General features: G+C 71.4%; 15 protein-coding genes. 14 read left to right on the forward strand and 1 reads right to left on the reverse strand.

Annotation, left to right across the window (positions count from 1 at the left end):
• The first annotated feature begins 462 nt into the window (after positions 1-462).
• The 7 genes from ssd (at position 463) to ACIREI_RS20990 (ending at position 6427) form a co-directional block, all read left to right on the forward strand.
• Entirely contained in the window at positions 463-1590 is a 1128-nt protein-coding gene (gene ssd, locus ACIREI_RS20960) for a septum site-determining protein Ssd (protein WP_403334729.1), read from the forward strand.
• Between the two features lie 521 nt (positions 1591-2111).
• Positions 2112-3278: a TadA family conjugal transfer-associated ATPase gene (locus ACIREI_RS20965; RefSeq protein WP_403334731.1), complete on the forward strand. Its 1167-nt coding sequence runs from the start codon at positions 2112-2114 to the stop codon at positions 3276-3278.
• Positions 3279-3366: 88 nt separating this feature from the next.
• Positions 3367-4227, forward strand: a complete 861-nt coding sequence (locus ACIREI_RS20970; protein WP_403334733.1) for a type II secretion system F family protein — start codon at positions 3367-3369, stop codon at positions 4225-4227.
• An 82-nt stretch (positions 4228-4309) separates the two neighbouring features.
• The gene (locus ACIREI_RS20975) at positions 4310-5098 is read left to right on the forward strand and encodes a type II secretion system F family protein (protein WP_403334735.1); all 789 of its coding nucleotides are present in this window, start codon (positions 4310-4312) and stop codon (positions 5096-5098) included.
• A gap of 126 nt (positions 5099-5224) precedes the next feature.
• Positions 5225-5434: a DUF4244 domain-containing protein gene (locus ACIREI_RS20980; RefSeq protein ID WP_403334737.1), complete on the forward strand. Its 210-nt coding sequence runs from the start codon at positions 5225-5227 to the stop codon at positions 5432-5434.
• Positions 5421-5834: a TadE family type IV pilus minor pilin gene (locus tag ACIREI_RS20985; protein ID WP_403334739.1), complete on the forward strand. Its 414-nt coding sequence runs from the start codon at positions 5421-5423 to the stop codon at positions 5832-5834. Before ACIREI_RS20980 ends, ACIREI_RS20985 begins: the two co-directional genes overlap by 14 nt.
• Positions 5835-6022: 188 nt before the next feature.
• Positions 6023-6427 (forward strand): Rv3654c family TadE-like protein, encoded by a 405-nt coding sequence (locus ACIREI_RS20990; protein ID WP_403335104.1) that lies wholly within the window; start codon positions 6023-6025, stop codon positions 6425-6427.
• A 313-nt stretch (positions 6428-6740) separates the two neighbouring features.
• On the opposite strand, the gene ACIREI_RS20995 is transcribed toward ACIREI_RS20990, so the two are convergent.
• Entirely contained in the window at positions 6741-9314 is a 2574-nt protein-coding gene (locus tag ACIREI_RS20995) for a DEAD/DEAH box helicase (protein ID WP_403334741.1), read from the reverse strand.
• Between the two features lie 82 nt (positions 9315-9396).
• Here ACIREI_RS20995 and bldG point away from each other — a divergent pair, with 82 nt between their 5' ends.
• The 7 genes from bldG (at position 9397) to topA (ending at position 19348) form a co-directional block, all read left to right on the forward strand.
• Complete coding sequence (gene bldG, locus ACIREI_RS21000) at positions 9397-9738, forward strand: anti-sigma factor antagonist BldG (protein ID WP_003975386.1); 342 nt, start codon at positions 9397-9399, stop codon at positions 9736-9738.
• Between the two features lie 121 nt (positions 9739-9859).
• On the forward strand, positions 9860-10297 hold the full coding sequence (locus tag ACIREI_RS21005; RefSeq protein WP_403334743.1) for an ATP-binding protein: 438 nt from the start codon (positions 9860-9862) through the stop codon (positions 10295-10297).
• A 306-nt stretch (positions 10298-10603) separates the two neighbouring features.
• On the forward strand, positions 10604-13009 hold the full coding sequence (locus ACIREI_RS21010; RefSeq protein WP_403334746.1) for a sodium-translocating pyrophosphatase: 2406 nt from the start codon (positions 10604-10606) through the stop codon (positions 13007-13009).
• A 213-nt stretch (positions 13010-13222) separates the two neighbouring features.
• A complete protein-coding gene (locus tag ACIREI_RS21015; protein ID WP_403334749.1) occupies positions 13223-13819 on the forward strand; it encodes a small secreted protein in 597 nt (198 codons plus the stop codon).
• Between the two features lie 37 nt (positions 13820-13856).
• On the forward strand, positions 13857-15374 hold the full coding sequence (locus ACIREI_RS21020) for a methyltransferase (RefSeq protein WP_403334751.1): 1518 nt from the start codon (positions 13857-13859) through the stop codon (positions 15372-15374).
• Positions 15375-16063: 689 nt separating this feature from the next.
• Positions 16064-16261, forward strand: a complete 198-nt coding sequence (locus ACIREI_RS21025; protein ID WP_403334754.1) for a hypothetical protein — start codon at positions 16064-16066, stop codon at positions 16259-16261.
• Between the two features lie 249 nt (positions 16262-16510).
• Entirely contained in the window at positions 16511-19348 is a 2838-nt protein-coding gene (gene topA, locus ACIREI_RS21030; protein WP_403334755.1) for a type I DNA topoisomerase, read from the forward strand.
• Positions 19349-19409 lie beyond the last annotated feature (61 nt).

Genomic DNA, 19409 nt, shown 5'->3' on the forward strand with positions numbered 1-19409 from the left:
CCCGGTCCGACTCCTCCCCCCCCCGAGTCGGCCGTGGAGACGACCCCCGCTCTCCCCCCCGGCGGGGGTCGTCGCATGTCCGGGTGGGTTTTTCTCTTCTGATCCTGGCCGAGAGGCCGAGGCGAGGCGGCTGCGGCCGCCTCTTCGGCGCGTCCATGATCCGTGACTGTGTGTAGCTGTCGCGCTGCTCTGCGGAAGTCGTACAGAGGTCGGTGCGGGGGTCACCGGTATGGGTGACGGCCATATTCACAACCGTCGAGTTGTCCACAGTTATCGACCAAGATCCACACGATTTCCGGGATCGCTGCACCGTGATTCCAGCGCGTCCCGCTCAGGCCGACTTCATGGCCGGTTCTGGTTAGTCGGGCGAGTTTGGCCGGTTCGTATCGGCCGTTCATATGGAGGCCGGTTGCCGGTTCTTCACACGTTTGGGAATCGCGGGGCCGCAGGGCCGCGCGAGCGATGCAGCGAAGGGGGACGGAAACCGTGACCGCAGCCGTCACACACGATCAGCCGCCCGCCGCCTCCGGGCAGCCGGGCAAGCCGTTGATCGTCACGGAGGACGCCGACCTGCTCGACGACCTGCTGCGCCTGTGCGCGGCGGCCGGCGCCACACCGGAGGTCCACCACGGGGTGCCCGAGCCCCGAGGCAGCTGGGAGGCCGCACCGCTCGTCCTGGTCGGCGACGACGCCGCGCGCCGCGTGCGCGGAGCCGGACGCAGACGGGGAGTGGTGCTGGTCGGCCGGGACCAGGACGACTCGGGCGTCTGGCGCCGAGCCGTCGAGATCGGCGCCGACCACGTCCTGATGCTGCCCGACGGCGAACAGTGGCTGGTCGACCGCATCGCCGACGTCGCCGAGGGCGTCGGGCGGCCCGCCCTCACCGTCGGGGTCATCGGCGGCCGCGGCGGGGCCGGAGCGTCCACACTCGCCTGTGCCCTCGCCGTCACCGCCGCGCGTGAAGGGCTGCGCACGCTGCTCGTGGACGCGGATCCGCTGGGCGGCGGACTCGACGTCCTCCTCGGCGGCGAGGCCGCCGAGGGCCTGCGCTGGCCCGCCTTCGCCGGCTCGCGCGGGCGGCTCGGCAGCGGCGCCCTGGAGGAGTCCCTGCCGAAGCTGCACTCCCTACGGGTACTGAGCTGGGACCGCGGCGACTGCCTCGCCGTCCCGCCACAGGCGATGCGTGCGGTACTCGCCGCGGCCCGGCGACGCGGAGGCGCCGTCGTCGTCGACCTGCCCCGCCGCATCGACGACGGCGTCGCGGAGGCCCTCGCCCAGCTCGACATGGGGATCCTCGTGGTCCCCGCCGAACTGCGCGCCCTCACCGCCGCTCGGCAGGTGGCCTGCGCGGTCCGGATGGTCCTGCGGGATCTGCGGGTGGCGGTACGCGGGCCGTACGCGCCCGGGCTGGACGACCGCGAGGTGGCCCGCCTGCTGGAGCTGCCGCTGGTGGGCGAGGTGCCGGTCGAGGCGGGCCTGCTGCGACCGCACGAGACCAAGGCCCCGCCGGGGACGGTGGGGCGGGGACCGCTGGCGCGGTTCTGCGGGGAGTTCTGGGAGCGCGCGGTGCTTGAGGCGAGGGCGGCATGAGGAGTGGCGTGAGTAACGGCACGAGTGCGGGTGGGAGCAGCGGCACGAGTGAGGGTGGGCGCAGTGGCGTGAGTGAGGGCGTGCGCGGTGGCGCGAGTGACGGCCTGAGTACGGCTACGGGTCTCGGGCTCGACTGGGTGAGCGGTGGCTCGGGTGGTTCGGTGCGGGCGTCCCCCGAGCGGTGGCGGTCGAGCGGGACGGCGGCCGGGAGGGTGCGTAGGGCCACGCCGCGATGGGCGTTGGGCGGTTCGGTGAGTGCTGGTGTGGTGCGGGCTCGGGCGTCGGACGGTTCGGTGAGTGATGGTCTGGCGCGGCCTCGGATGTCGGGCGGTTCGGTCAGTGCCGGGGTGGTGCGGGCCAGGGTGTCGGAAGGCTCGACGAGCGCCGCTGTGGTGTCGCGCGTGGCGGAGGTGGGGGCGAGTACGTCCACCGGGCGCTGGGAGTCGGTCGACCGGGGCGGTCCGTCCGCTGGGCGGTGGGCGTCGGCTGGGACGGCGTCCGAGGCCGCGGCCGGGGCTGGCATGCCGACGGGGCTGCTCGACGGGGTGCGGCAGTGGCTGGCCGAGAGCGGCGCCGAGCCCACGCCCGCGCGCGTGGCGCAGGCCCTGCGAGAGCAGGGCAGGGTGCTGGGGGACGCCGAAGTCCTCGGAGCGGCCGAGCAGTTACGGTCCGAACTGGTCGGAAGCGGCCCGCTGGAGCCACTGCTCGCCGATCCGTCGGTGACGGATGTGCTGGTGTCGGCGCCGGACCGGGTCTGGGTGGACCGGGGCGGAGGCCTGGAGCTGACCTCCGTGTCCTTCCCGGACGCGGCGGCCGTACGACGCCTTGCCCAGCGCCTGGCCGCGGTGGCCGGGCGGCGGCTGGACGACGCGCGCCCCTGGGTGGACGCCCGGCTGCCCGACGGGACCCGGCTGCATGCGGTACTGCCACCGGTCGCCGTCGGCTGTACGTGTCTGTCGCTGCGGGTCGTACGGCCGCGGGCGTTCACGCTCGACGAACTGGTCGCGGCCGGCACGGTGCCGCCGGGCGGGGACCGGGTACTGCGGGCGTTGGTCGACGCGCGGCTGTCCTTCCTCATCAGCGGCGGGACCGGCAGTGGCAAGACGACGTTGCTGAGCGCGTTGCTCGGGCTGGCCGGGCCGGGCGAGCGGATCGTGCTCGCGGAGGACTCGGCGGAGCTCAGGCCGGACCATCCCCATGTCGTACGGCTGGAGACTCGACCAGCCAACCAGGAGGGCGCCGGTCTCGTCAGCCTCGAGGACCTGGTGCGGCAGGCGCTGCGGATGCGGCCGGATCGGCTGGTCGTGGGTGAGGTACGCGGGCCCGAAGTGGTGCATCTGCTGGCCGCTCTGAACACCGGTCACGAAGGAGGCTGCGGAACCGTCCACGCGAACGCGGCGGCCGACGTGCCGGCCCGGCTGGAGGCGCTCGGCACGGCGGCCGGGCTGGACCGGGCCGCCCTGCACAGCCAGTTGGCGGCCGCGCTGTCGGTCGTACTCCATCTCGTGCGCGACCGGGCCGGGCGGCGGCGGATCTCGGAGGTGCATGTGCTGGAGCGGGACTCATCGGGGCTGGTGCGGACGGTGCCGGCGCTGCGCTGGGACGCGGGGGCGTTCGCGTACGAGCGGGGGTGGGAGCGGCTGCGGGGTCTCCTTCGGGACGCCGGCGATGAGGGATGTGTGCCGTGAGAGGGCCGGGGGCGTGGATGGGGCGTGGGCGTGGTGAGGGGGTCCGAAGCGGTGAGGAGTCGGTGGCGTGAGGGGGGCGGTGGTCTGAATGGGTGAGATGTCGTTGGGCGTGGCAGCGGCGTGTCTCGGGGCGGCGGTCTGTCTGCTGGGCGGGCGGAACTCCGGGACACGGCGGGCCGAGTTGCTGCTTGCGGGCGGTGGGGTGGTGGGTGCCGGGCCGCCCGACTGGCGGCAGATGGCCGGGGAACTGCGTCGGCTGCGGGGGCGGTTGCGGGCCGAATGGTGGGCGCCGGCCGTCGGGTTGGTGCTCGGTGTGCTGGGGGCGTCGTTGCTGCCGGTCGTCGCGGGGGCGGCCGGGGTGCCGTTGCTGCGGAGGGTGCGGCTGGCCCGGGAGGCGCGCCGGACGCGGGAGCGTTGCGGGGACGCGGTGATCACGCTGTGCGGGGCGCTTGCCGGGGAGGTACGGGCCGGGCGGCAGCCGGGTGAGGCGTTGCTGCGGGTGGCGCGGGACTGCGGTGGGCTCGGTGAAGCGCAGGCCGCGGTGTTGGCGGCGGCGCGGTTCGGTGGTGATGTCCCGGGCGCGCTCACCTCCGCGGCACGGCAGCCGGGCGCTGAGGGCCTTTCGGGCCTTGCCGCGTGCTGGCGGGTGGCCGTCGACCAGGGCGCGGGACTTGCGGCCGGACTCGACCGGCTGGAAGGCGCACTTCGGGCCGAGCGAGACCAACGTGCCGACCTCCGTGCCCAGTTGGCGGGCGCCCGGTCGACGGTGGTGATGCTCGCCGGGTTGCCGGTCCTGGGGCTGCTCCTGGGTGCCGTGATGGGAGCCGACCCGCTGCATGTGCTGCTGCACACCGGGGCGGGGCTCGGGTGCGTGGTGGTCGGCGGGGTGCTGGAGGGGCTGGGGATGTGGTGGGCGATGCGGATCGTGCGGGGAGCTGAGGCGGTGTGAGGACTGGGGTGAGTCGGGGCGTGCGAAGGAGACGGTGGCGTGAGGACTTGGGCGGGACGGGGCGTGCGAGGGAGGTGGCGGCGTGAGCGCGGAGATTGTCCACAGGCTGGGGGCAGCCGTGGGGGCGGCGTTGGTCGTCGGGTGGCTGTTGCGGTGGCCCGTGGCGGCGCGGCGTGAACGGAGGGTGCGACGACGTTTGGCCGAGTTGATGACGATTGCCGACGTGACGTCGATACGCCGACGGTGCGACGTCCGGGCGGGGATGCGGCAAGGGCTGCCCCTGGCGGCGGTCGTGGGCGCGGGTTGGGCGCTGGTCGGCGGCGTCGCGGGCCTGGCTGTGGGGCTGATCGTCGCCGGCGGTATGTGGATGTGGCGGCGTCGGCAGGGGGCCGTTGGCGCCGAGGAGGAGCCGGAGGCCGGTGAGGTGGCTCGCCAGCTGCCGCTCGCCGCCGATCTGTTGGCGGCCTGTATCGCGGCGGGAGCCGGTCCGGTGATCGCGGCGCAGGCCGTGGGCGAGGCCTTGGGCGGCCCCGTCGGGGACGGGTTGGCGCGAGGGGCGGCGGAGGTGCGACTCGGCGGTGAACCGGGCGAGGCATGGCGACGGCTGGCCTCGATGCCGGGGGCCGGCCCGCTGGCGCGGTTGCTCGAAAGAGCCGGTGTGTCGGGACTTCCGGCGGCCGGACCGGTCGCTCGGCTCGCCGCGGAGGCCCGCGCCGACTGGGCGCGCTCCGCGACGGAGCGGGCCCGGCGCGCGGCCGTCATGGTCACCGCGCCGGTGGGGTTGTGCTTTCTGCCCGCGTTCATCGCGGTGGGCGTGGCGCCGGTGGTGATCGGGCTCGCGGGCGGGGTGCTGGGAGGGGGTGGTGGATGAGCAGGTGAGGGGCGGCGACGGTCGCCGGTCAGTGGACGGGCTCGGCTCGGCAGCAGGCGAGTTCGGGCTTCGGCAGCAGACGTTCAACAGCTGGTTTCAACAGGACTGAGCCTTACGGGGGTTGAGATGTACAAGGCGGTACGGGCACGGATGCGTGCCCTGGTGTGCGGGATGCGGGCGGCGCGGAGGGACGCGGGGATGGTCACCTCCGAATACGCGATGGGGATCGTGGCGGCGGTGGCGTTCGCCGTGGTGCTCTACAAGGTCGTGACGAGCGGGCAGGTCAGCGCGGAATTGCAGGCCATCGTGAAGCAGGCGCTCGATGCGCGGATGTGAGCGGGGCATCGAGCGAGGAACGGACCGGGGCGCCGATCGGGCGCCCGGTCGGGGATCGGACGAGGGGTTCGTGACGGCGGAGTCGGCTGTCGTGCTGCCCGTCCTGGTGATGTTCGCGATGGCGCTGGTGTGGGGGCTGCTCGTGGTGGCCGCCCAGATCCAGTGCGTGGACGCGGCCCGGACGGGCGCCCGCGCGGCGGCCCGGCAGGACCCGGCCGACGCGGTCATCGAGGTGACCCGTGAGGCCGCACCGCGAGGCGCGACGGTCACGGTCGGCCGCGAGGGGGACGAAGTCCGCGTGGTCGTGGTGGCCAAGCCACCGGTGCTGCGGGGACTCCCGTTCGAGGTACGGGAGGAAGCCGTGGCAGCGGCGGAGGAGATGGTGGGGGCGGGGACATGACGGGGGGACTCCCAGAGACCGGCCGCACGACCGTCGGCTGGGGGCCCGGCCGCGGGCCCGCCGCCGGCCGAGAACCTGACCACATGCCCCTGACCGGTCGGGCCGCCAGGCCCAGCCCCCGCATCGAGCGGCATACGGCCCGCAGGCCCGCCACCGCCCGGCATGTTGCCCAGCGCCTTGCCGTCGGCATGCGCTCCGACCGCGGTTCAGCCACCGTCTGGAGCCTCGGCGCCATCGCCGTGCTGTGTGTCGTCTTCGGCGTCGTACTCGCCCTGGGCCAAGCAGTTGTGACCCGGCACCGTGCGGCCGGCGGTGCGGATCTGGCGGCGCTCGCGGCGGCCGATCACTGGGCGGAGGGCGGTACGACCGCCTGCGCCCGTGCGGAGCGGGTGGCCCGGGCGCAGGGCGTGCGGCTCGTACGGTGCGTGGTGGTGGGCGAGGTCTCGGACGTGACGGCGGCGGTGGGCCGGGGGCCGTTCGCGGCGGAGGTCAGGGCACGGGCGGGGCCTGCGGCTCCGGAGGCGGCGACCCCGCCGCAGGGGCCTCCGTCGGGCGGCGCCGCGGGGGCGGACCGGCCGCCGGCGGCTCCATGAGGCGATTGCGCGGCCGACATCGGCTCCTCGCCCTCCCCACTCAGCAGCGAGGCGGCGCGGGCGCGGGCGGCGCGCGGCAGCAGCGAGGCGGACGCGTTCGTCGCCGCCTCGCCTCCCCAGCCAGGGCATGCTGCCTGTCCTCGCGGCGGCGCCCTCCTCACTGGAGGCACCCTCTCCCTCGCCCCTCAGGGCACGTCCACCCCACCGCGCCCCAGGAAGCCCGTCTGCCCCTGCTCGGGGCAGTTCCCCGTCCCTGCCAGGGCAGCAGGCCGTCCGTCACCCGCCCCGGCACGCGAGCCGTCCTCAGCTGGTTTCAGGGGCCCACGTCGTTCGCCGGGGGACCGTCCCCCGCTGGACCAGACCGCCCACCCCTCGCCGGGACCGGCTCCCCCTCCCCAGCTGTGGCAGGTCCCTCCTCCCTGCTCCCGGCAACCTCTCCCTCCGCCGCCCCCCGCAACAGAACCGTCAGCAGCCGCACAGCCCCCCTCTTGTGCAGCGGATCGTTCCCGTTGCCGCACTTGGGGGACTGGATGCAGGACGGGCAGCCGGCGTCGCACTCGCAGGAGGCGATGGCCTGGCGGGTGGCGGTGAGCCAGGCGCGGGCGGTGTGGAAGGCGCGCTCCGCGAAGCCCGCGCCGCCGGGGTGGCCGTCGTAGACGAAGACCGTCGGGAGCAGGGTGTCGGGGTGCAGCGGGATCGAGACGCCGCCGATGTCCCAGCGGTCGCAGGTCGCGAAGAGGGGCAGCAGGCCGATCGAGGCGTGCTCGGCGGCGTGCAGGGCGCCGCCGAGGATCTCGGGGTTGATCCGGGCCTCGTCCAGCTGGTCCTCGGTGACCGTCCACCACACCGCGCGCGTGCGCAGCGTACGAGGAGGGAGGTCGAGTTTCGTCTCGCCCAGTACCTCACCCGTGATGAGCCGACGACGCAGGAAGGAGACGACTTGGTTGGTGACCTCGACGGAGCCGTAGCACAGGCGGCCGTCGCCCCACGGGACCTCGATGTCGGTCTCCAGGACGGCGATCGACGTGGTGTCGCGGGCGACCGTCGAATACGGCGGTGCGGCCTCCTCGACCAGGGCGACCGAGTCCTCCAGGTCGAGGGAGCGGACGAGATACGTGCGGCCCTGGTGCAGGTGGACCGCGCCCTCGTGCACCGTGCCGTGCGCGGCGCCCGCGTCCACCGTGCCGAGCAGCCGCCCCGTTCCGGCCTCGACCACCTGGACCGGGCGGCCGCCCTCGCCGCGGATGTCGGTGAGGTCGGCGGCCCGTTCGCGGCGCGTCCAGTGCCAGGCCTTCGTGCGGCGGCGCAGCAGCTTCGCGGCCTCCAGTTGCGGCAGCAGTTCCTCGGTCTCGGGGCCGAAAAGCGCCAAGTCCTCGTCCGTCAGAGGGATTTCCGCGGCCGCCGCGCACAGGTGCGGAGCCAGGACGTACGGGTTGTCGGGGTCGAGGACCGTCGACTCCACCGGTCGGTCGAAGAGGGCCTCGGGGTGGTGGACGAGGTAGGTGTCCAGCGGGTCGTCGCGGGCGACCAGGACGGCCAGCGCGCCCTGTCCGGAGCGGCCCGCCCGGCCCGCCTGCTGCCACAGGGACGCGCGTGTGCCCGGATAGCCGGCGATCAGTACGGCGTCCAGGCCGGAGACGTCGATGCCGAGTTCCAGGGCGGTGGTGGCGGCGAGGCCGAGGAGTTCGCCGGAGTGCAGGGCCTGTTCCAGGGCGCGGCGCTCCTCGGGGAGATAGCCGCCGCGGTAGGCCGCGACACGCCGGGCGAGGGAGCGGTCGACCTCGGCGAGGCGTTCCTGGGCGATGACCGAGATCAGCTCGGCGCCGCGCCGGGAGCGTACGAAGGCGACCGACCGCACACCCTGCACGGCCAGGTCCGTCAGAAGGTCCGCCGTCTCGGCGGTGGCGGTACGGCGGACCGGGGCGCCCTTCTCGCCCTGGAGCTCGGTGAGCGGCGGCTCCCAGAGGGCGAAGACCAGTTCCCCGCGCGGGGAGGCGTCGTCGGCGACCTCCACCACCGGCAGGCCCGTGAGGCGGCCGGCGGCCACCGCGGGCTCGGCGGCGGTCGCGGAGGCCAGCAGGAAGACGGGAGAGGCGCCGTAGCGGGCGCACAGGCGGCGTAGGCGGCGCAGGACCTGGGCGACGTGGGAGCCGAAGACGCCGCGGTAGGTGTGGCACTCGTCGATGACGACGTACTTCAGCGCCTTCAGGAAGGAGGACCAGCGGGGATGGGAGGGAAGTATGCCCCGGTGCAGCATGTCGGGGTTGGTGAGGACGTAGTTGGCGTACTGGCGGATCCACTCGCGTTCCTCGAACGGAGTATCGCCGTCGTACACAGCCGGCCGTACGGAATTGCCGAGCGGATGTGAAAGTTCCTTCACCGAACGGCACTGATCCGCCGCAAGGGCCTTGGTCGGGGCCAGGTAGAGGGCGGTGGCGCCACGGCCGTTGGGGGCCTCGGAGCCGTCCAGGAGCGTCGAGAGGACCGGCACGAGGTAGGCCAGCGACTTGCCGGACGCCGTGCCCGTGGCGACGACCACGGAGTCGCCGTCCAGGGCGTGCTCGGCGGCGCGTGCCTGGTGGGCCCAGGGATGTTCGATTCCGGCCGTCTGGACTGCGGAGATGACCTCCGCGCGGATCCGGTCAGGCCAGACGGCATGGCGACCCTCCCGCGGGGGCACATGCTCCGTATGAGTGATGCGCGAAGCCCGGCTCGGCCCCGAGGCGAGCCGGCCCAGCACCGTACCCGGGTCCACCCGGGAAACGGGGCCCGTCGGGGATCGATCGGATCGGTGATTCTTGGCCATCGGCACCGAGTGTGTCACTGGCGTGACGGACAATGGGACCAAGGCGTCGTGCACGCCTGCCGGTAAGTGATTGAATGCCATCGCGGCTGGCGAACCGTCCTGGGGGCTGTAAGCCGAGGTGTCCCGAGGGACGACCGCTCGATAGCAAGGTGCTGGAGGATCCGTGGACCTGTCCCTGTCGACCCGTACCGTCGGCGATCGTACGGTCGTCGAGGTCGGTGGCGAAATCGACGTATATACCGCGCCCAAGCTGCGCGAGCAGCTGGTCGAGCTGGTGAACGACGGGAGTTTCCACCTCGTCGTCGACATGGAGGGCGTGGACTTCCTCGACTCCACCGGGCTCGGCGTGCTGGTCGGCGGCCTGAAGCGTGTGCGAGCCCATGAGGGCTCACTGCGCCTGGTCTGCAACCAGGAGCGCATTCTGAAGATCTTCCGTATCACCGGTCTCACCAAGGTGTTCCCGATCCACACCTCGGTCGAGGAAGCGGTCGCGGCGACCGACTGATCACCGGACCCGGGCGCGCCGCTGAGCGTGCCCGGGGCGGCGGAAGTTGAAAGAGAAGGGGGACCGGGCTTTCGGCAGCCCGGCCCTCTGGACAGCACGCCCGTTGTTCCGAGGGGGATGCATGGCCACCGTTGAACTCCGCTTCAGCGCGCTGCCCGAGCACGTCAGGACCGCCCGGTTGGTGGCGGCAGCGGTGGCGCGCAGGGCCGGAGTGGACGAGGCCGTACTCGACGAGGTGCGACTCGCCGTCGGCGAAGCCTGCAGCCGTGCCGTCGGACTGCACCAGAGCGTCGGCATCACGGCGCCGGTGAAGGTGTCGCTGATCGAGGAGGAGAAACAGTTCTCCATCGAGGTCGGCGACGAGGCGCCGCACGCCACCCCCGGTGAGCGGGCATCAGGCGCCGCGGGCGACGACGGCGAGATCGAGGCCGAAGAGGACGAAATGGGCCTCGCGGTCATCAGCGGTCTCGTCGACGACGTGGAGGTCTCCGCGGGGGAGCACGGTGGGCTGATCCGTATGACCTGGCCGACCACGCCGCCGGCCGTGGTGCTTCCCTGAACGACCCCGCCGAGGCGAACCTCATCGCGAAAGGGCCCTGCTCAGCAGGGCCCTTTCGCGTTTCCGCGTCAACACCGGGAATTAGTGAAGGAATTCACGATCAATCTCCCGATAATTCGATCAAGAGCCAATGCTCACGTCAATGGTTTTGAGGCATTAGCACTTTCGGGTTCACTGGCGTGACGTCGATCATTTGCTGAACGGCATGTGAAGGCCAATTCCGTTTACCGCGCTCTGTTTTGATCAGGTTCCGGTACCTAGAATCCGTCCACATCTTGAGCTCAGCCCAAGCGTCAAGGAGGACGAATGGCGGGGCTTTCTACCCCTCATCAGCTGGACCATCCCACAACCCTCGCAGCCGCAGTGCTGACCGACGACAACCGGATCATCATCACGGTCATCGGCGTCGTGGCACTGGCAGCGCTCGTGGTCGCCGGCGTCCTGGTGCGCCAGGTGCTCGCGGCGGGCGAGGGCACCGACAGCATGAAGAAGATCGCGGCAGCCGTCCAGGAAGGCGCGAACGCCTATCTGGCCCGGCAACTGCGCACGCTCGGCGTATTCGCCGTCGTCGTGTTCTTCCTGCTCATGCTGCTGCCCGCGGACGACTGGAATCAGCGCATCGGCCGATCGGTGTTCTTCTTGATCGGCGCCGCGTTCTCGGCGGCCACCGGTTATATCGGCATGTGGCTCGCCGTCCGCAGCAATGTGCGCGTCGCCGCGGCCGCACGGGAAGCGACCCCGGCGCCGGGAGAGCCGGAAAAGGATCTCACCGCCGTCTCGCACAAAGCCATGAAGATCGCTTTCCGCACGGGCGGCGTCGTCGGCATGTTCACAGTGGGGCTCGGTCTGCTGGGCGCCTCCTGTGTGGTGCTGGTGTACGCGGCCGACGCGCCGAAGGTGCTCGAAGGATTCGGTCTCGGTGCCGCACTGATTGCGATGTTCATGCGAGTCGGCGGCGGCATCTTCACCAAGGCCGCCGACGTCGGCGCCGACCTGGTCGGAAAGGTCGAACAGGGCATTCCGGAGGACGACCCGCGCAATGCCGCGACCATCGCCGACAACGTGGGCGACAACGTCGGCGACTGCGCGGGCATGGCGGCCGACCTCTTCGAGTCGTACGCCGTGACCCTGGTCGCCGCCCTGATCCTCGGGTCGGCGGCCTTCGGCGACTCCGGGCTCGCCTTCCCGCTGATCGTGCCCGCGATCGGCGTGATCACCGCGATGATCGGCATCTTCGCGGTGGCCCCGCGCCGCTCGGACCGCAGCGGCATGACGGCCATCAACCGCGGGTTCTTCATCTCCGCGGTGATCTCGATCGTGCTGGTCGCGGCCGCCGTGTTCATCTACCTGCCGTCGTCGTACGCCGACCTCGACGGCGTCACCGACGCCGCGATCGCGGGCAAGGACGGCGACCCGCGGATCCTCGCGCTCGTCGCGGTGGCGATCGGCATCGTGCTGGCCGCTGTCATCCAGCAGCTGACCGGCTACTTCACCGAGACCAACCGCCGCCCGGTCATGGACATCGGCAAGACCTCGCTGACCGGCCCGGCCACCGTCGTCCTCGCCGGTATCTCGGTCGGTCTCGAATCGGCCGTCTACACGGCCCTGCTGATCGGCCTCGGCGTCTACGGGGCGTTCCTGCTCGGCGGCACGTCGATCATGCTGGCGCTGTTCGCGGTGGCGCTGGCCGGCACCGGCCTGCTCACCACGGTCGGGGTGATCGTCGCCATGGACACCTTCGGGCCCGTCTCCGACAACGCGCAGGGCATCGCCGAGATGTCCGGCGACGTCGAGGGCGCGGGCGCCCAGGTGCTCACCAACCTGGACGCGGTCGGCAACACCACCAAGGCCATCACCAAGGGCATCGCCATCGCCACCGCCGTCCTGGCGGCGGCGGCGCTCTTCGGGTCGTACCGCGACGCCATCACCACCGGCGCGCGGGACGTGGGCGAGAAGCTCACCGGCGAAGGCGCGCCGATGAACCTGATGATGGACATCTCGCAGCCCAACAACCTCGTCGGCCTGATCGCGGGCGCGGCGGTCGTCTTCCTCTTCTCGGGACTCGCCATCAACGCCGTCTCGCGGTCGGCGGGTGCCGTGGTGTACGAGGTGCGGCGGCAGTTCCGCGAGAAGCCCGGGATCATGGACTACAGCGAGAAGCCGGAGTACGGCAAGGTCGTCGACATCTGCACCAAGGACGCGCTCCGGGAACTCGCGACGCCCGGTCTGCTCGCCGTGATGGCGCCGATCTTCATCGGATTCACGCTCGGCGTCGGCGCCCTCGGCTCGTTCCTCGCGGGCGCGATCGGCGCCGGCACGCTGATGGCGGTGTTCCTGGCCAACTCCGGTGGCGCCTGGGACAACGCCAAGAAGCTCGTCGAGGACGGCCACCACGGCGGCAAGGGCAGCGAGGCCCACGCCGCCACGGTGATCGGCGACACGGTCGGCGACCCCTTCAAGGACACCGCCGGTCCCGCGATCAACCCGCTGCTGAAGGTGATGAACCTGGTGTCGCTGCTCATCGCGCCCGCGGTCATCCAGTTCAGCTACGGCGAGGACAAGAACGTCGGAGTACGGGTCGTGATCGCCGTGCTCTCGCTCCTCGTGATCGTCGCCGCGGTCTACGTCTCCAAGCGGCGAGGCATCGCCATGGGTGACGAAGGCAACGCCGAAAGGGTGGCCAAACCGGTCGATCCCGCGGTGGTTTCGTAGGCGGTCTTACGACGGCCCAGTTCAAGGGGCGGGCGGGCGGCGCGTGTTGACGTGCCGCCCGCCCGCCTCGTGCTTGTTCACGCCCTTGCCGTGACCCTTCTCTCACATGGTGTAAATCGTAATAAGAGCCGCAGATATGCCATTGGGGGCACGGCCGTCCACCGCCCGGCGTGTAAGGTCCGTTGGCCGAGAGCCACGGAAGGGACCGAACCGGTGAACAAGAAGCTCGCGGCCGCACTGTCCGGCGGTGCGGTACTGGTACTGGCGCTGACGGGATGCACGAGCGACGAGGGCAACCCGGAGCTGGACGCCTGGGCCAAGAAGGTCTGCGACGCCGTGCCCGCGCAGAACGCGAAGATCTCGGCGGCCTACGTCGCGATCACGAAGGCGGCCAAGGACACCACCAGCACGCCCAAGGAGCTCCAGCAGGCCGACGCCAAGGCCTTCCAGGACCTGGCCGACGGCTACCAGGCACGCGCAAGCCTCATCAGCAAGGCCGGGGCGCCTCCGGGGGTCGAGGGCGGCGCGAAGATCCAGCAGGACGTCGTCAAGAAGCTCACCGCCCTCTCCGCGGCATACGCCGACCTGAAGAAGCAGGTCGACGGGCTGAACACGAAGGACCAGGCGAAGTTCGCGTCCGGCCTGAAGGACGTGTCGGCCGAGATGAAGCAGGTGGAGACCCAGCGCAAGAGCGCGGTCCAGGCGCTGAAGAAGCTGGAGTCGGGCGACACCAAGAAGGCGCTGACGTCTCAGGAAGGCTGCAAGGCGGCCGCCTCGGCGTCCGCGTCGGCCGCGGCGACCGACAGCTGAGCCACCCTCAGGGGCGGCCGCGGGTCACAATGAGGGCGTGAGTGACTCCAGCCTGTCTGCCCTGCCCGCCTCCGACCGCCCCGATGTCGCCGCCCGGCTGAGGGATGCCCTGCTCGGGGCCTCCTTCACCGCCGACGGGCTGCTAGAGCTGCTCGGCGTGCCCGCGTACACGGCGCTCGCCCGGAGCGAGACCGTGCCCGCGCTCCGGGCGACCCGGGGAGACACGCCGCTCGAGGCGCTCGTACGGCTGTTCCTGTTGCAGCAACCCGTGCCGCACGCGCGCGTGGCGGGCGTTCTGCCCGTCGACTCCTGCCTGGAGAGCGGGTGGCTGGTCCGGGTCGGCGACGACCTCGCCGCGACCGTGGACGTACGGCCGTACGGCGGGCCCGACGGCGAGGACTGGTTCATCGTGTCCGACCTCGGATGCGCGGTCGGCGGGGCGGGCGGCATCGGCAGCAAGGAGGAGGGCGTCGTCCTCGGCGTCGGCGGCGCGTCCACCACTCTCGCCGGCATCACCGTCCGTACGCCCGTCGCCTCCGCCCTCGACCTCGGCACCGGCTCCGGCATCCAGGCGCTGCACGCCGCACAGCACGCCACGCGCGTGACGGCGACCGACCTCAACCCGCGCGCGCTGCACATCACCGCCTTGACGCTCGCGCTGTCCGGCGCGCCCTCCGTGGACCTGCGCGAGGGCTCGCTGTTCGAACCGCTCAAGAACGGCGAGACGTACGACCTGATCGTGTCGAACCCGCCCTTCGTGATCTCGCCGGGCGCGCGGCTGACGTACCGCGACGGTGGGATGGGCGGGGACGATCTGTGCCGGTCGATCGTTCAGGGGGCGGGGGAGCGGCTGAACGAGGGCGGGTTCGCGCAGTTCCTCGCCAACTGGCAGCACGTGGAAGGGGAGGACTGGCAGGACCGCCTGCGGTCGTGGGTGCCGCGCGGATGCGACGCGTGGATCGTGCAGCGCGAGGTCCAGGACGTCACGCAGTACGCCGAGCTGTGGCTCAGGGACGCCGGGGACCACCGGGGCGACACGGCCGAGTACCAGGCGCGCTACGACGCGTGGCTGGACGAGTTCGAGGCGCGCAAGGTGAAGGCCGTGGGCTTCGGTTGGATCACCCTGCGCAAGGCGGCGGCCGCCGTGCCCTCGATCACGGTGGAGGAGTGGCCGCACCCGGTCGAGCAGCCGCTCGGTGACACGGTACGGGCGCACTTCGGCCGGCTCGACTACCTGCGCGCCCGCGACGACGCGGCCCTGCTGGAGGACCACTTCAAGCTCGTCGGCGAGGTCGTGCAGGAGCAGGTCGGGCTGCCCGGCGCCGAGGACCCGGAGCATGTGGTGCTGCGCCAGCACCGCGGCATGCGCCGGGCCACTCAGGTGGACACGGTCGGCGCGGGCTTCGCCGGCGTGTGCGACGGTTCGCTGAGCGCGGGCCGCATTCTGGACGCGATCGCCCAACTGATGGGCGAGGACCCGGTGCTGCTGCGCGACCGTACGCCCGCGCAGATCAGGCTGCTGGTGGAGCAGGGGTTCCTCGAACCGGCGCGGTGACCCGCCGGGGGCTTGACGGCGGGGCGACGCCGGGTCGTGGCGAGCCCCGGAAGGGGCCGCTGACGCCTGCCCAGGTACCGCTTCCGGGGACCGCCGTGCCAGGTGGGCTCGCCAGGGTGCACCGCATTCCGGCGCTTGTCCCGCCGTGCCTTCGAGCCCTCGTGGGCTTCGTCAGGAACGTCGTCATAACGCCGGCTCGAAGCGCTCCACGGCTACTTCGGCGTTGCTCCCGAACGACAGTCGTGGCGCCCCTTGATCACTCGCCCTTGATCAACAACACCGGACCAAGCATCGACCAGGTCATGGACACCGTTCGGGCACCCGGTGAAATGAGCCACAGGAAGATCTCCGGCAACGCGGACAAGCTGTGGGCAACAAATTCGAGTCGATCCGAGTGGCGGGACGGGGACCCTCCACAAGCCCCTCTGCACGGTCGGCAGAGCCGACGGCGAGAAGAAGACGACCGGAAAGATACCCGCGCCCGGCGAGGCGCGATGCGGCTGAGGCCGGCGAGGTCGACGATGGCGATGAGCTCGCTGAGGTCGGCGTGGCGCCGGGTGCGCACGGTCCCGGGAGTCCACAGCCGCGTCGGCCCCGCGTTCACCTGAGGTTCGCCTGTGCGCCGTCCGCGCGTGTCAGCCTCGCCGGGCTGGGCACTCAAGGACAGGAGAAAAGGGGCAAGCGGAACCATGGAAACGGGACCGGCGATCTTCGCCGGAGCGGTGTTCGCCCTGTTCGGAGGTGGGCTGCTGGTGTGGACCGCGGTCCGGGTCGGGCAGCGTCGGCCCGTTGCCCACAGTGTGAGCCCGGTCGCATCGGCGACGCTTGCGGGCCTTGTCTCGGTGATCGCGTTGATGCTCGGAACATGGTGCTTCTCCCGCCTGTGAGAACGGCCCACGAGCTGCGCGGCCGATAATTGGGAGGGCCTCTTCCGGAAAGGCTCGAAAAGGCCGGTGGGCACTCCGGGCGGCAGGAATGGCGGAAGTCGGGTTACCGTTCGAGTGGCCGTTGCGGGCTTTTCCCGTTTGACAACGGGGCGGGATGTACCGTCACACTCCGCAGCGTCACCACCACCCGACCCCGGGCTGCAAACGACCCTGGGGAGGCCCCAGCGTCGACCGGAGAGAAGAGCGAAGTTGTCCCCGACAAGCGAGACCGCACAGGGCGGCCGCCGACTCGTCATCGTCGAGTCGCCTGCCAAGGCGAAGACGATCAAGGGCTACCTGGGCCCCGGCTACGTAGTCGAAGCGAGCGTCGGGCACATCCGCGACCTCCCCAACGGTGCCGCGGAGGTGCCGGAGAAGTACACCGGCGAGGTCCGCCGGCTCGGCGTGGACGTCGAGCACGACTTCGAGCCGATCTATGTGGTCAACGCAGACAAGAAGGCCCAGGTCAAGAAGCTCAAGGACCTGCTGAAGGACTCCGACGAGCTCTTCCTCGCCACCGATGAGGACCGCGAGGGCGAGGCCATCGCCTGGCACCTCCAAGAGGTGCTCAAGCCCAAGGTCCCGGTCAAGCGGATGGTCTTCCACGAGATCACCAAGGCCGCGATCCAGGCCGCCGTGGCCAACCCGCGCGAGCTGAACCAGAAGCTGGTCGACGCCCAGGAGACCCGCCGCATCCTCGACCGCCTCTACGGCTACGAGGTCTCGCCGGTCCTGTGGAAGAAGGTCATGCCGCGCCTGTCGGCCGGCCGGGTCCAGTCGGTCGCCACACGACTCGTCGTGGAGCGGGAACGCGAGCGCATCGCGTTTCGTTCTGCTGAGTACTGGGACCTGACGGGCACCTTCGCGACCGGCCGCGCGGGAGACTCGTCGGACCCGTCGTCGCTGGTCGCCCGCCTGCAGACCGTCGACGGCAGGCGGGTCGCGCAGGGCCGCGACTTCGACTCCCTGGGACAACTCAAGAGCGCGAACACCCTCCACCTCGACGAGGCGAACGCCCGCGCCCTCGCCGCCGCCCTGGAGCAGACGCGGTTCGCCGTCCGCTCCGTCGAGTCCAAGCCGTACCGCCGCTCGCCGTACGCCCCCTTCCGTACGACGACGCTGCAGCAGGAGGCGAGCCGCAAGCTCGGCTTCGGCGCGAAGGCCACCATGCAGGTCGCGCAGAAGCTGTACGAGAACGGCTACATCACCTACATGCGTACGGACTCCACGACGCTGAGCGACACCGCCGTCGCGGCAGCCCGTGCCCAGGTCACGCAGCTGTACGGCGCCGACTACCTGCCCTCGTCCCCGCGGACGTACGCCGGCAAGGTCAAGAACGCGCAGGAGGCGCACGAGGCGATCCGCCCCTCCGGCGACCGCTTCCGCACGCCTGCCGAGACCGGGCTGACCGGCGACCAGTTCAAGCTCTACGAGCTGATCTGGAAGCGGACCGTCGCCTCCCAGATGAAGGACGCGACCGGTAACTCGGTCACGGTCAAGATCGGCGGCACTGCGGCCGACGGGCGCGACGTCGAGTTCAGCGCGTCCGGCAAGACGATCACCTTCCATGGCTTCCTGAAGGCCTACGTCGAGGGCGCCGACGACCCGAACGCCGAGCTGGACGACCGCGAGCGCCGGCTGCCGCAGGTCAACGAGGGCGACGCCCTGAGCGCCGAGGAGATCACGGTCGACGGGCACGCCACCAAGCCCCCGGCCCGCTACACCGAGGCTTCGCTGGTCAAGGAGCTGGAAGAGCGCGAGATCGGCCGCCCGTCGACGTACGCGTCGATCATCGGCACGATCCTCGACCGCGGATATGTGTTCAAGAAGGGCACGGCCCTGGTGCCGTCCTTCCTGTCCTTCGCCGTGGTCAACCTCCTGGAGAAGCACTTCGGCCGGCTCGTCGACTACGACTTCACCGCCAAGATGGAGGACGACCTCGACCGCATCGCCCGCGGCGAGGCCCAGTCCGTGCCGTGGCTGAAGCGCTTCTACTTCGGCGAGGGCACGCACAACGGCGGCGCGGCCGAGGCGGGCAACGGCGACGGGGACCACCTCGGTGGCCTCAAGGAGCTGGTGACCGACCTGGGCGCGATCGACGCGCGCGAGGTGTCGTCCTTCCCCGTCGGCAACGACATCGTGCTGCGGGTCGGGCGCTACGGCCCGTACATCGAGCGCGGCGAGAAGGACTCCGAGCAGCACCAGCGGGCGGACGTGCCCGAGGATCTGGCCCCGGACGAGCTGTCCGTCGAGCTCGCGGAGGAACTGCTCGCCAAGCCGAGCGGCGACTTCGAACTCGGCGCCGACCCGCAGACCGGCCACCAGATCATCGCCCGCGACGGCCGCTACGGCCCGTATGTCACCGAGGTGCTCCCCGAGGGCACCCCGAAGACCGGCAAGAACGCCGTCAAGCCGCGTACGGCCTCGCTGTTCAAGTCGATGTCGCTGGACACGGTGACGCTCGAGGACGCGCTCAGGCTGATGTCGCTGCCGCGCGTTGTCGGCACCGACGCGGACGGCGTGGAGATCACCGCGCAGAACGGCCGCTACGGCCCCTACCTGAAGAAGGGCACGGACTCGCGCTCGCTGCAGTCCGAGGAGCAGCTCTTCACGATCACGCTGGAGGAGGCCCAGGCGATCTACGCCCAGCCCAAGCAGCGTGGCCGCGCGGCCGCCAAGCCGCCGCTGAAGGAGCTGGGCACCGACCCGGTGAGCGAGAAGCCGGTCGTCGTCAAGGACGGTCGTTTCGGGCCGTACGTGACGGACGGGGAGACCAACGCGACCCTGCGCTCCGGCGACAGCGTCGAGACGATCACCCCGGAGCGCGGCTTCGAGCTGCTCGCCGAGAAGCGCGCGAAGGGGCCCGCCAAGAAGACGGCGAAGAAGGCCCCCGCGAAGAAGACGACCGCCAAGAAGGCCGCCCCGGCCAAGAAGGCGGCCGCCAAGAAGACCGCGGCGAAGAAGACGACGACGGCCGCGAAGAAGACGACGGCGAAGAAGACGGCCGCGAAGAAGGCGACGGCTTCGAAGTCGGCGAGCGAGGACTGATCCGGGAGAACCGGACTCGCAACAGGGCTCTTTCCGCGCCCGGTTGAGGGTTCGGTTCTTC

The sequence above is a fragment of the Streptomyces sp. NPDC093591 genome, from assembly GCF_044764885.1.
Lineage (GTDB): Bacteria > Actinomycetota > Actinomycetes > Streptomycetales > Streptomycetaceae > Streptomyces.

What these genes read in the sequence shown, in the direction of transcription:
- ssd (WP_403334729.1), top strand. Translation starts at nt 463, where the DNA reads ATGCAGCGAAGGGGGACGGAAACCGTGACCGCAGCCGTCACACACGAT.
- ACIREI_RS20965 (WP_403334731.1), top strand. Translation starts at nt 2,112, where the DNA reads ATGCCGACGGGGCTGCTCGACGGGGTGCGGCAGTGGCTGGCCGAGAGC.
- ACIREI_RS20970 (WP_403334733.1), top strand. Translation starts at nt 3,367, where the DNA reads ATGGGTGAGATGTCGTTGGGCGTGGCAGCGGCGTGTCTCGGGGCGGCG.
- ACIREI_RS20980 (WP_403334737.1), top strand. Translation starts at nt 5,225, where the DNA reads ATGTACAAGGCGGTACGGGCACGGATGCGTGCCCTGGTGTGCGGGATG.
- ACIREI_RS20985 (WP_403334739.1), top strand. Translation starts at nt 5,421, where the DNA reads ATGCGCGGATGTGAGCGGGGCATCGAGCGAGGAACGGACCGGGGCGCC.
- ACIREI_RS20990 (WP_403335104.1), top strand. Translation starts at nt 6,023, where the DNA reads ATGCGCTCCGACCGCGGTTCAGCCACCGTCTGGAGCCTCGGCGCCATC.
- ACIREI_RS20995 (WP_403334741.1), bottom strand. Translation starts at nt 9,314, where the DNA reads ATGGCATTCAATCACTTACCGGCAGGCGTGCACGACGCCTTGGTCCCA.
- ACIREI_RS21005 (WP_403334743.1), top strand. Translation starts at nt 9,860, where the DNA reads ATGGCCACCGTTGAACTCCGCTTCAGCGCGCTGCCCGAGCACGTCAGG.
- ACIREI_RS21010 (WP_403334746.1), top strand. Translation starts at nt 10,604, where the DNA reads ATGGCGGGGCTTTCTACCCCTCATCAGCTGGACCATCCCACAACCCTC.
- ACIREI_RS21025 (WP_403334754.1), top strand. Translation starts at nt 16,064, where the DNA reads ATGGAAACGGGACCGGCGATCTTCGCCGGAGCGGTGTTCGCCCTGTTC.